The following is a 12,925-nucleotide window of genomic DNA, read 5'->3' on the forward strand; positions in this document are numbered from 1 at the left end:
TTGAAAATTCGTGATATACGGGCTGATATTAGCTGGCGGTAAAGGAAGTAGATTATATCCATTATCAAGAAATAATCAACCAAAACAATTTTTGAAAATTATTAACGAAAAGAGCTTTTTAGTTAATACAGTAGAAAGAATAAAGCCATTAATAAATAGAGAAAATATTTATGTTGTAACTAATAAAGATTATGAAGATAAAATAAAAGAAGAGGTTAAAGATATTAAAGAAGAAAATATTTTTATAGAACCTGCAAATAAAGAAACTGCTACATGCATAGGGCTCTCTGCAGTTAAGCTTTTAAAACAAGATGCAGATGCAGTTATGGTAGTGTTACCATCAGATCACTATATCCAAGGTGAGAAAGAATATTTAGATACCCTATCACAAGCAGTAGAAATGGCTAATAGAAGAAGGTGCATAGTAACTTTAGGTATAGAGCCTACACGCCCAGAAACAGGATATGGATATATAGAAATGGGAGATAGATCAACAGGTAATATATCTACTTATAGAATTGCTAGATTTACAGAAAAGCCAAATTTAGAAGTTGCTAAGGACTTTTTATTAAAGGGAACTTATTTATGGAACTCCGGTATGTTTGTTTTTAGAGCAGATGTTATTTTAAGAGAAATAGAAAAATATATTCCTAAAATGCACAGATCATTAATGGAAATATATAAGCATATAGGAGAAGAGGATGAAGAACAAATAATTAAAGAAGAATACGATATTATTGATGGAATATCAATAGATTTTGGAGTTATGCAAAAAACACGAAAAGCCTTTGTAATAAAGTGCGATTTTAATTGGGATGATATAGGAAGTTTTAATGCTCTGAGTAGATTCTTAGGTAAATATAGAAGTAATAGCATATCTAAAAATGTTTATATGGAAGACTGTGAAAGTTGCTCCGTATTTGGAGAAAAAAATTTAATAATAGGTTTTGGAATAAAAGATTTGGTAATAGTGGATGCTGGAGATGTTATTTTAGTTATGGATAAAAACAAAGATCAAGAGATAAAGCATCTGCTAAATAAATTGAGTGATGAAAATAAATATAATGAATTTTTATGATATTTAAATTTATAATATTTAAAAATATAGAGTATTAAAAAGGATAGATTTCTTAAAATCAGTACCTATGCTTTTTAACACTCTTATTTTTAATTTCATAATAAATTTATCAATAAATAGAAAATTATAAAAATTATATAGTATAATTCTAAAAATAACATAAAAAATACTTATAAAAGCATTGTAAATTGAATTATATAATATTATTATAAGAATAGATTAACTATTTATTATTAATAAAAAATGTTTTTAATAATAATAATAAGTGAGAGGGTGTGTATAGAATTGATGATCAATACTCATAAAGTTATTGCAGAGAGTATTTTAAATTACACAAATAGTAAGAGTATTTATTTAATCAATGATTATAGATTTATATGGGGTAATATAAAACCAGATTGTGTGCTTAAATATAAAATGATAAAACATTATTTTATTGAGAGTATAGATATTATTATTAAAAAAATTGAAAAGTTATGTTCTCTATCTTTACAAGATGTTTATTATAAAATGTCTGTTAATAAATTTAGTGAAGAACTTGGTGTTATTTGTCACTTTATGTGCGATTTTTTTTGTGCTCCTCATTATTATAGATGGGAATTTAAGAGTACAAGTCAAGTTAAAAATCATGTTATCTATGAAAAAGATTTAGCTAAAATTGCCAAAGAATTCAATTCAAAGGGAATTATAACTTCCAATGTAGATGTAGATAATATTAAAAAATTTATTTACGATTTACAAAATCAATATGACGGCTCTTTAGATTTTAAGAATGATTTAACATATGCCTATTATGTTTGTAATAGTATAGTGAATATGGTTTTAAATAAAGTATTTTTAAATGAGTGCAATTTATCAAAAGTAGTATAATTAGATTGTGATTAAGAAACTTATTTTTATAAGTTTCTTTTTTTAGTTGCATAAATGGAAATATAGGAATATAATATAAAAAAACATATGAATGATTAAACATATGAACAAGTGAACGGAGGAATCGATTATGAATAACGAAAGTAATTTTGTAGAAAGCTGTAAATGTAATATTATACATGAAGATACAGTAATGAAGGTAAAAGACTCATTACCACAAGAAGAAACATTATATGATTTAGCGGAATTCTTTAAGGTTTTTGGAGATTCTACAAGAATTAAAATAATATGTGCATTATTTGAATCGGAATTGTGTGTTTGTGATATGGCAGCTCTTTTAGGAATGACTCAATCAGCCATATCTCATCAATTAAGAACATTAAAATCAGCTAGATTAGTTAAATTTAGAAGAGAAGGAAAAGTAATTTATTATTCATTAGATGATGAACATATAAAACATATATTTGACGAAGGATTTAAACATATTACTGAATAAGGGGGATTAGATTAATTATGGAAAATGAACTTAAACTTTTACTTAAAGGTTTGGATTGTGCTAATTGTGCTAACAAAATTGAAAGAAAAGTCAATGATATAGAAGAGGTTATTGAAGCTAATATGAATTTTTCTTTAGGAAAATTAACTGTTAAATTGCATGAAAATAAGGATAAAGATAAAGTTTTTAATGTTATTAAAGATATAATTAATAAATTAGAACCAGATGTAATTGTAATTCATCAAAAAAATAATTTTAATAATAATTTAAATATAAAAAAATTAGATTATGGTGAAAAATGTAATAAATCTTGTTGTAGTCATGATCATTATTCAGCTCATAATCATATTGCTAAGCAAATACATTCTCATGATAATGAGCATAATCATATTGAAAATATCTCACATAGTCACGAATTAAATGAGAAGACAGGCTTCTTTAATAAAAAGAATTTTTTTTATGAAAATCAAATATTTATAATAGGATTAATTTTATATTTAATTGCTATTTTGTTTAAAGAAAATAGTTATTTAGACATTTCTATATTTGTTCTTAGTTATATTTTAATTGGTGGTGATGTATTAAAAACTGCTTTTAAAAATATTTTAAGAGGTGAAATTTTTGATGAAAATTTCTTGATGACTATAGCAACAGTAGGGGCATTAGCAATAGGTGAATATCCAGAAGCTGTTGGAGTTATGATGTTTTATAAGATAGGGGAATTATTTCAAGGATATGCAGTCAATAAATCAAGAAAATCTATAACATCACTTATGAATATACGTCCAGAGTATGCAAATATAATTACTGAACATGGAGAAAAAAGGGTATCTCCAGAGGAAGTTAAAATTAATGATTTTATAGTTATAAAACCTGGAGAAAGGATACCTCTTGATGGTATAGTAACAGACGGAAAAGGAAGTATAGATACATCAGCATTAACAGGGGAATCACTTCCTAGAGAAGTCAATATAGGTGATGAATTATTATCAGGAAGCATAAACTTAAGTTCAGTTATAAAATTAAAAGTCACTAAAATTTTTAGTGAATCAACAGTGTCTAAAATATTAAACTTAGTAGAAAATTCAAGTAGTAAAAAAGCTAAGACAGAGAAGTTTATTACTAAATTTTCAAGACTATATACTCCAATAGTAGTGTTTTTAGCAATAGCTGTTGCGATAATTCCTCCAATTATAATTCCAGGGCAAGTATTTTCAGATTGGATATATAGAGCATTAATCTTTTTAGTAATATCATGTCCATGTGCACTAGTAATTTCTGTTCCATTAGGACTTTTTGCAGGAATTGGAGGGGCATCTAAAAAGGGGATTTTAATAAAGGGTGGAAACTATATTGAAGTTTTAAAAAATGTTGAAACTATTGTATTTGATAAAACAGGAACTTTAACAAAAGGAGTATTTAAAGTTACAGAAATTAATTCAATAGACATGAATAAAGAAGACTTTTTAAGAATTGTGGCTTTAGGTGAAAGTTTTTCTAATCATCCAATTGCTCAATCAATAGTAAAAGAATTTAAAGGTAAATTAGAAAAGAAACAGGTAGAAAATTATCAAGAATTATCTGGACACGGAGTAAAAGCTACAATTGAAGGGAAAAATGTTATATTAGGTAATTATAAGTTACTTGAAGATAATCATATTAATATAGAAAAAGTAGAAAAAACAGGAACTGTAGTATATGTTGTAATAAATAATAAATATAGTGGGAATATAGTAATAGCAGATCAAATAAAGGAAGATTCAATTGAAGCAATCAAAAAATTAAAAATGATTGGAATAAAGAAAACGGTAATGCTTACAGGTGATAATAAGAGTGTAGCAAACAGTGTTGCAAAAAATATAGGTGTAGATCAAGTGAAGAGTGAGCTTTTACCAGGGGATAAAGTATTAGAGATTGAAAAGTTAATATCTAGTAGCACTTCAAAAGGTAAAGTAATGTTTGTTGGTGATGGAATAAATGATGCACCGGTTCTTGCAAGAGCCGATATAGGTATCGCAATGGGGGGTATAGGATCTGATGCAGCAATAGAAGCAGCAGATGTTGTTCTTATGAAAGATAACCCCTTAGCATTAGTTGATGCAATAAAAATAGCAAAGAAAACTAATTCTATATTATGGCAAAATATAATTTTTGCTCTTGGGGTAAAGATATTTGTATTACTATTAGGTGCATTAGGAATTGCAAATATGTGGGAAGCAGTATTTGCGGATGTAGGTGTTACTTTAATTGCTATATTAAATTCTATGAGGAGTTTAAAAAACTAATTAAATTAAAGGCTCTGTTTTAAATGTGACAATACTCATTTTAGCATTCCTAAGTTCAATTACTCCGCTTACTTTGCTTATGCATATATCAACACTCTGATAAAACAGAGACAAATTAAAAAAAGAGTTATATTTTATAATAAATCATAAAATAATAATAAGAGCAGCTTTTAATGTAGCTGCTCTTAAATTTTTTGAATTTTAATTTAATACTACTATGTAAACATTTTTAATTTTTATAAAAAATAATTATTAAAGATAAGCCTAGAAAAAAATAAAATTTTATATTATGATAAAATATAGGTGATTTTTATATCAACTTATAATTTTGTTTAGATGATAATGATTTACAGGTGTTTTAAGTATGTTGTATATGTGTTTTTAGTAAGTTATTAAAATAACATTTGTGTTATTAACTAGTATGTTAAAATAATATTTTTCTAATACTTTAAAGTTTAGATTTTAAGATTTATTAGAATAAATAGCAATAAATTGGACTTTTAGAGAAAAGATTAAGTATAAATAAAAAATAAGGAGTAATGATATGGATAAAAATAAGAATATATCTATGGCAGTTATAAAGAGATTGCCTAAATATCATAGGTATCTTAATGAACTTATGAAAAATGATGTAGATAGAATATCGTCAAAGGAACTTGGAGAAAAAATAGGGTTTACAGCATCTCAAATCAGACAAGATTTGAATTGTTTTGGCGATTTTGGTCAGCAAGGATATGGGTATAACGTTAAGGAATTATATACGCAAATTAACTCAATATTAGGATTAGATAAGGAATATAATGCTGTTTTAATTGGGGCAGGTAATATAGGGCAGGCAATAGCTAATTATACTAGATTTGATAAATTAGGAATTATGATAACAGCTATTTTTGATGCAAATCCTAAACTTATAGGCATAAAAATTAGAGATATTGAAATTAGGGATATTGATGAATTAGGAAGCTTTCTTAAGTCAGATTCAATAGATATTGGAGTTATATGTGTGCCTAAAAAAAGTGCACAAAAGGTTAGTGATGAATTGATAAATGGAGGAATAAGAGGTATTTGGAATTTTGCACCTATAGATTTGGTTGTGCCAGAAGATGTAAAAGTTGAAAATGTTCATTTAAGTGAGAGTGTATCGACATTGATTTATCAATTACATCAGCAAAGATAGAGTGAGAATTTGAGGGGTTATATAAAAAATATGCTAATAATACAATATTTTATTGCAAATAATAATTATAAGTATTATAATTTAAGAAAAGAAAGATATTGGTTGCATATTTTTTTGCAAGCAATTGTTAATATTATAACAATTGGCGACAATTGTTGACATTATAAGACTATTACAAGCCTTTTATTTTTAAATTTAATTGTTAATATTATAACAATTTTAATTTAAAAATAAATTGTTAAGAATTGTTTAGAATTAATTTTTACCATATCTAAAACCTAAAAATACAAATTTATTTAAGTAAAAAACATAAATTTAAATATATAAGTTTAAGGGAGGATTATAAAGATGGAATTAAAAAATGTAATTCTTGAAAAAGAGGATCATTTAGCAATTGTTACAATTAATAGACCAAAAGCTTTAAATGCATTAAACTCAGAAACATTAAAAGATTTAGACTCAGTTTTAGAAAATTTAGAAAACGATAGCAATATATATGCAGTTATTTTAACTGGTGCAGGAGAAAAATCTTTTGTTGCTGGAGCAGATATATCAGAAATGAAAGACCTTAATGAAGAACAAGGTAGAGAATTTGGAGAATTGGGAAATAAAGTATTCCTAAGATTAGAAAATTTAGACAAACCTGTAATTGCAGCTATTTCAGGATTTGCTTTAGGTGGCGGATGTGAATTATCTATGTCATGTGATATAAGAATAGCTTCAGAAAAAGCAAAATTTGGTCAACCAGAAGCAGGTCTTGGAATAACACCTGGATTTGGTGGAACTCAAAGATTAGCTAGAATAGTAGGACTAGGAAAAGCTAAGGAAATGATTTATACATGCGATATAATCAAAGCAGAAGAAGCTTATAGAATAGGATTAGTTAATAAAGTAGTTTCATTAGAAAGTTTAATGGATGAAGCAAAAGCTATGGCTAATAAAATAATAGCAAACGCTCCAATAGCTGTTAAACTTTGTAAAGATGCAATCAATAGAGGCATGCAAGTTTCTATAGATAAAGCAGTCTTAATTGAAGCTGAAGATTTTGGAAAATGTTTTGCTTCTGAAGATCAAACAGAAGGAATGACTGCATTCTTAGAAAGAAGAGAAAAGAACTTCAAAAATAAATAATATTTATAAAATAAGTTAAAAATCTATTGCAGATTTATATATATTCATCATCAATAGAGTGTAATCAATAAGGAGGGTAATTTAATGAATTTCCAATTAACTAGAGAACAAGAATTAGTACAACAAATGGTTAGAGAATTCGCTGAAAACGAAGTAAAACCAATTGCTGCTGAAGTGGATGAAACTGAAAGATTCCCAATGGAAAACGTTGAAAAAATGGGTAAAATAGGCATGATGGGTATACCATTTGCTAAAGAATTTGGAGGAGCAGGTGGAGATGTTCTTTCATATATAATGACAGTTGAAGAATTGTCAAAAGTGTGTGCAACAACAGGAGTTATAGTTTCAGCTCATACTTCATTATGTGCATCAGTAATAAACGAACATGGTACTCCAGACCAAAAAGCAAAATACTTACCAGATCTTTGTCAAGGTAAGAAAATAGGTGCTTTCGGTTTAACTGAACCAGGTGCTGGAACAGATGCTGCTGGACAACAAACAACAGCTGTATTAGATGGAGATCACTATGTATTAAATGGATCAAAAATCTTCATAACTAATGGTGGAGTTGCTGAAACTTTCATAATCTTCGCTATGACTGATAAGAGCCAAGGAACTAAAGGAATTTCAGCTTTCATAGTTGAAAAATCTTTCCCAGGATTCTCAATCGGTAAATTAGAAGATAAAATGGGAATCAGAGGATCTTCTACTACTGAACTTGTAATGGAAGATTGTATAGTACCAAAAGAAAACTTAATCGGTAAAGAAGGTAAAGGTTTTGGTATAGCAATGAAGACTCTTGATGGAGGAAGAATTGGTATAGCTGCTCAAGCTTTAGGTATCGCAGAAGGTGCTTTTGAAGAAGCTGTTAACTACATGAAAGAAAGAAAACAATTCAGAAGACCATTATCAGCTCAACAAGGTTTACAATGGTATATTGCTGAAATGGACGTTAAGATAGAAGCTGCAAGACATTTAGTATATAAAGCTGCTTGCAAGAAACAAAATGGACAACCATACTCAGTAGATGCTGCAAGAGCTAAGTTATTTGCTGCAGAAGTTGCAATGGATGTTACAACTAAAGCAGTTCAAATCTTTGGTGGATATGGTTACACTAAAGATTATCCAGTAGAAAGAATGATGAGAGATGCTAAGATAACTGAAATTTATGAAGGAACTTCAGAAGTTCAAAAAATGGTTATCGCAGGAAGCATTTTAAGATAATAGAGGGAGGACTTTTATAATGAATATAGTAGTTTGTGTAAAACAAGTTCCAGATACTACAGCTGTAAAGATTGATCCTAAGACTGGTACATTAATAAGAGATGGTGTTCCATCAATTATGAATCCAGAAGATAAGCACGCATTAGAAGGTGCATTACAATTAAAAGAGACTTTAGGTGCAAAGGTAACTGTTATAAGCATGGGTCTTCCAATGGCTAAGGCTACATTAAGAGAAGCACTATGCATGGGAGCTGACGAAGCTATCCTATTAACAGACAGAGCATTAGGAGGAGCAGATACTTTAGCTACTTCAAAAGCATTAGCAGGAGTTATAGCTAAATTAGATTATGATCTAGTATTTGCAGGAAGACAAGCTATCGATGGAGATACTGCTCAAGTTGGACCAGAAATAGCTGAACATTTAAACATACCTCAAGTTACTTATGTTCAAGGCGTTGAAGCTAAGAATGAAGGAACTTTATTAGTAAACAGAGCATTAGAAGATGGATATGAAAAAATTGAAATAAAGACTCCATGTCTATTAACTGCAATTGAAGAATTAAATGAAGCAAGATATATGAATGTTGCAAACATATTCTCAACTAACGATGATCAAATCAAAGTTATGAGTGCAGATGATATAGATGTAGATAAGGCTGAATTAGGACTTAAGGGTTCACCTACAAAGGTTAAAAAGTCAATGACTAAAGAAGTTAAGGGAGCAGGCGAAGTTGTTAACAAGCCAGCTAAAGAAGCAGTAACTTACGTTTTAGGCAAATTACAAGAAAAACACTACATCTAGGATAATAGGAGGGTAATTTATTATGAATATAGCAGATTACAGAGGCGTTTGGGTCTTTGCAGAACAAAGAGAAGGCGAATTACAAAAAGTATCTTTAGAATTACTTGGCGAAGGTAGAAAAATTGCTGATAAGCTAGGAGTTAAGTTAACAGCATTATTATTAGGTAATAATATTGAAAACTTATCTAAAACATTAGCAGAACATGGTGCAGATGAAGTTTTAGTTGCAGATGACAAAAACTTAGAACACTACACTACTGATGCTTATACAAAAGTTATTTGTGATTTAGCAAATGAAAGAAAACCAGGAATATTATTTATAGGAGCTACTTTCATCGGAAGAGATTTAGGTCCTAGAGTTGCAGCTAGATTATCAACTGGATTAACTGCTGACTGTACATCATTAGATGTTGAAGTTGAAGATGGAGCTTTATTAGCTACTAGACCAGCATTCGGTGGTAACTTAATGGCTACAATCGCTTGTCCAGAACATAGACCACAAATGGCTACAGTAAGACCAGGAGTTTTCGGTAAAGTAAATACTGATGGAAGCAAATGTACTGTAGAAAAAGTAGAAGTTAAACTTGCTGATAGTGATGTTAGAACTAAAGTTGTAGAAATCATTAAAGCACACAAAGATGTTGTAGATATATCAGAAGCTAAAATACTTGTTGCTGGTGGTAGAGGAATGGGTTCAAAAGAAAACTTTACTTTATTACAAGAATTAGCAGAAGTTTTAGACGGAACTGTAGCTGGATCAAGAGCTGCTGTTGATAATGGTTGGTTAGAAAGAGATTACCAAGTTGGACAAACTGGTAAGACTGTAAGACCATCAATCTACATTGCTTGTGGTATTTCAGGAGCAATTCAACACGTTGCTGGTATGCAAGAATCAGATATGATTATAGCTATCAACAAAGATGAAACTGCACCAATAATGCAAGTTGCAGATTATGCTATAGTTGGAGATGTTAAGAAGGTTTTACCTGAATTAATAGCTCAAGCTAAAGCTGTAAAGAGTGCTGAATAATTAAAATATTATAGTGTAAAATTATTATAGATTTTAATCCTTCATTAAAAGATATTTCTTTTAATGAAGGATATTTATAAAACATTTAAGGGGGATTTATCAATGAAAAAAGTTTTTGTACTTGGTGCTGGAACAATGGGTGCTGGAATAGTTCAAGCATTCGCACAACATGGTTATGAAGTAATCGTAAGAGATATAAAAGATGAATTTGTTGAAAGAGGAATAGCTGGAATCAACAAAGGTTTAACTAAGCAAGTTGCTAAAGGAAGAATGACTGAAGAAGTTAAAGAAGAAATTCTTTCAAGAATTTCAGGAACTACTGATATGAAATTAGCTGCTGACTGCGATTTAGTAGTAGAAGCTGCTATTGAAAACATGAAAATAAAGAAAGAAATATTTGCTGAATTAGATGGAATCTGTAAGCCAGAAACAATCTTAGCATCTAACACTTCTTCTTTATCAATAACTGAAGTTGCTTCAGCAACTAAGAGAGCTGATAAAGTTATCGGAATGCATTTCTTCAACCCAGCTCCAGTAATGAAGCTTGTTGAAATTATCAGAGGAATGGCTACTTCACAAGAAACTTTCGATGCTATAAAAGAATTAACAGTAGCAATTGAAAAGAATCCAGTAGAAGTTGCAGAAGCTCCAGGATTTGTTGTAAATAGAATATTAATTCCAATGATCAACGAAGGAATTGGAATATTAGCAGAAGGTATAGCTTCAGTTGAAGATATAGATACAGCTATGAAATATGGCGCAAATCATCCAATGGGACCTTTAGCATTAGGAGATCTTATCGGATTAGACGTATGTTTAGCTATCATGGATGTTTTATATAATGAAACAGGAGATACTAAATACAGAGCTCATAGCTTATTAAGAAAATATGTAAGAGCTGGATGGTTAGGAAGAAAGACTGGAAAAGGTTTCTACGACTATTCAAGATAATATTACATTTTTGGACTCAAGCATTATGCTTGGGTCTTTTTTTATTGTTTAGGAATTTATATTTAATTTTACTTTTGTGTGAATTTTTGTCTTTAAGTAATATATTAAAGTGATATAATGTATTAAGAAAGAATTATTTTCTACAAGGAGCGTTTTAAATGTTAAAAGAAACAGCAATAAAATATTGGGATGATAAATACGATTTAAATTGTGCAGAGTGCTTAATATATGCATCAAATGAAGAATATGATTTGAATTTATCTGACGATGCACTGAAGACAATGGCGGCTTTTGGTGGAGGAATGGCTATAGGGGATGTATGTGGAGTTATTTCTGGAGCTATAGCTGTAATTGGAATTATGTTTACAGATGTAAGTGGACATAGGAGTCCAGTTGTTAAAGAGATGACTACAGACTTTATAAATAAATTTAAAAATAAGCTTGGAAGTAATAATTGTATTGAATTAAGGAAAGAATATAGAAAGTCTAAAAAAGAAGGAACTTGTATAGTTATGGTTGAAACTGCAGCAGATATTCTTGAAGGTATTGTAAATATATATGCTGATTTTAGATTAAATTCTAAGAGGCGCTAATTTAAAAATAAGACTCTGTTTTAGAAAAATGTTGATATATGCAATAGGTAAAGTGGCATTGTAATTGTACTTTTAGAACTCTTAATGAGTATTATCATATTTACTGCTTGTCTCAATTCTATATTGAGAGCAAGCTAAAATTGGACTATATTCATTTTAGTCTTCTTAAGTTCAATTACTCCGTCCATTTTACTTATGCATATATCAACACATATTAAAAACAGAGTTGTACTGTAAATAGAGAGGAGAATCTTATTTAATGGATTATAAAAGTATAGAGACTAGCAAAAATGGTGTAATTATAAGAGGGGTTAAAAATTTTAAGCTAAAACATATTTTTGAATGTGGTCAAGTTTTTAGATTTGAAGAAATTGAAGAGGATAATTTTATAGTCATTGCATTTGGTAAATTAATTGAATTAGTTCAAAAAAATGATAATGTATTTATATATAATACAACGGAAGAAGAGTTTAAAGAAATATGGTTAAATTATTTTGATTTAGATAGGGATTATTCTCTTATAAAAGAAGAATTATCTAAAGATGAATTATTAAAACAAAGCATAGAATTTGGAAGTGGTGTTAGAGTTTTAAATCAAGATCCATTTGAAATGCTTATTAGCTTTATAATTTCAGCTAGGAATAGTATTCCATCTATAAGAAAGACAGTAAATAAAATATCAGAACAATGGGGAAGCAAAATTGAATACAAAGGAAAAGTATATTATGCATTTCCTACAATAGAACAAATAAAAGATGCTAAATTAGATGAGATAAAAGAAACAGGGGCATCATTTAGAAGTAAGTATTTATTAGATACAATTGAAAATATATATAAGTCTATTAATAATGACCCAAAATCATCAGATGATGAAAGAAATATATTAAATAAATATGATTTAAATTATATAAGAAGTTTAAGTGATGATGACTGCCATACAGCTCTTCAAGAATTTAAAGGAGTTGGTGCAAAGGTAGCTGATTGTATAATGTTGTTTTCAATGGGAAAAACATCAGCTTTTCCAGTAGATGTTTGGGTTAAACGTGCAATGATGCATTTTTATAATGCAGAAGAAGGCTCATTAAATAAAATTAGAGTATTTGCAAGAAATAAATTTGGAAAGTTATCAGGATTTGCCCAACAATACTTATTTTATTATGCAAGAGAAAATAATATAAAGGTATAGAAATTAATAGTTAAGGGTTATTTATATAATAACTTTAATTTGGTAAGTTTTATAGCAAATTCAGAAAAATTTGAATAATATGATTATGACATGAATCTAATT

12 protein-coding genes are annotated in these 12,925 nt (G+C 28.7%); all 12 read left to right on the forward strand.

Going from position 1 to position 12,925, the window contains the following annotated elements; translation table 11 throughout:
• Positions 1 to 10: 10 nt before the first annotated feature.
• Positions 11 to 1,078 (forward strand): mannose-1-phosphate guanylyltransferase, encoded by a 1,068-nt coding sequence (locus RGC78_RS02065; RefSeq protein ID WP_252215230.1) that lies wholly within the window; start codon positions 11 to 13, stop codon positions 1,076 to 1,078.
• A 288-nt stretch (positions 1,079 to 1,366) separates the two neighbouring features.
• Positions 1,367 to 1,948, forward strand: coding sequence for a zinc dependent phospholipase C family protein (locus tag RGC78_RS02070; protein ID WP_252215353.1), 582 nt, complete (start codon positions 1,367 to 1,369; stop codon positions 1,946 to 1,948).
• Between the two features lie 130 nt (positions 1,949 to 2,078).
• The gene (locus RGC78_RS02075; protein ID WP_252215234.1) at positions 2,079 to 2,444 is read left to right on the forward strand and encodes an ArsR/SmtB family transcription factor; all 366 of its coding nucleotides are present in this window, start codon (positions 2,079 to 2,081) and stop codon (positions 2,442 to 2,444) included.
• Between the two features lie 17 nt (positions 2,445 to 2,461).
• On the forward strand, positions 2,462 to 4,729 hold the full coding sequence (locus RGC78_RS02080; protein WP_252224965.1) for a heavy metal translocating P-type ATPase: 2,268 nt from the start codon (positions 2,462 to 2,464) through the stop codon (positions 4,727 to 4,729).
• 544 nt (positions 4,730 to 5,273) lie between these two features.
• On the forward strand, positions 5,274 to 5,906 hold the full coding sequence (locus tag RGC78_RS02085; protein ID WP_252215239.1) for a redox-sensing transcriptional repressor Rex: 633 nt from the start codon (positions 5,274 to 5,276) through the stop codon (positions 5,904 to 5,906).
• 348 nt (positions 5,907 to 6,254) lie between these two features.
• Positions 6,255 to 7,037 carry a short-chain-enoyl-CoA hydratase gene (locus RGC78_RS02090; protein WP_252215242.1) on the forward strand — a complete coding sequence of 261 codons (783 nt, stop codon included), beginning with the start codon at positions 6,255 to 6,257 and terminating at the stop codon, positions 7,035 to 7,037.
• Between the two features lie 84 nt (positions 7,038 to 7,121).
• Positions 7,122 to 8,261: an acyl-CoA dehydrogenase gene (locus tag RGC78_RS02095; protein WP_252215245.1), complete on the forward strand. Its 1,140-nt coding sequence runs from the start codon at positions 7,122 to 7,124 to the stop codon at positions 8,259 to 8,261.
• Positions 8,262 to 8,280: 19 nt separating this feature from the next.
• A complete protein-coding gene (locus RGC78_RS02100; RefSeq protein WP_252215248.1) occupies positions 8,281 to 9,063 on the forward strand; it encodes an electron transfer flavoprotein subunit beta/FixA family protein in 783 nt (260 codons plus the stop codon).
• Between the two features lie 22 nt (positions 9,064 to 9,085).
• Complete coding sequence (locus RGC78_RS02105) at positions 9,086 to 10,093, forward strand: electron transfer flavoprotein subunit alpha/FixB family protein (RefSeq protein WP_252215251.1); 1,008 nt, start codon at positions 9,086 to 9,088, stop codon at positions 10,091 to 10,093.
• 102 nt (positions 10,094 to 10,195) lie between these two features.
• Complete coding sequence (locus RGC78_RS02110; RefSeq protein ID WP_252215254.1) at positions 10,196 to 11,044, forward strand: 3-hydroxybutyryl-CoA dehydrogenase; 849 nt, start codon at positions 10,196 to 10,198, stop codon at positions 11,042 to 11,044.
• Between the two features lie 158 nt (positions 11,045 to 11,202).
• Positions 11,203 to 11,637 (forward strand): C-GCAxxG-C-C family (seleno)protein, encoded by a 435-nt coding sequence (locus tag RGC78_RS02115; protein WP_252215257.1) that lies wholly within the window; start codon positions 11,203 to 11,205, stop codon positions 11,635 to 11,637.
• Positions 11,638 to 11,896: 259 nt separating this feature from the next.
• Complete coding sequence (locus RGC78_RS02120) at positions 11,897 to 12,823, forward strand: DNA-3-methyladenine glycosylase family protein (RefSeq protein ID WP_252215260.1); 927 nt, start codon at positions 11,897 to 11,899, stop codon at positions 12,821 to 12,823.
• Positions 12,824 to 12,925: the final 102 nt, after the last annotated feature.

This window comes from Clostridium aquiflavi (assembly GCF_031344075.1).
Taxonomy (GTDB): Bacteria; Bacillota; Clostridia; order Clostridiales; family Clostridiaceae; genus Clostridium; species Clostridium aquiflavi.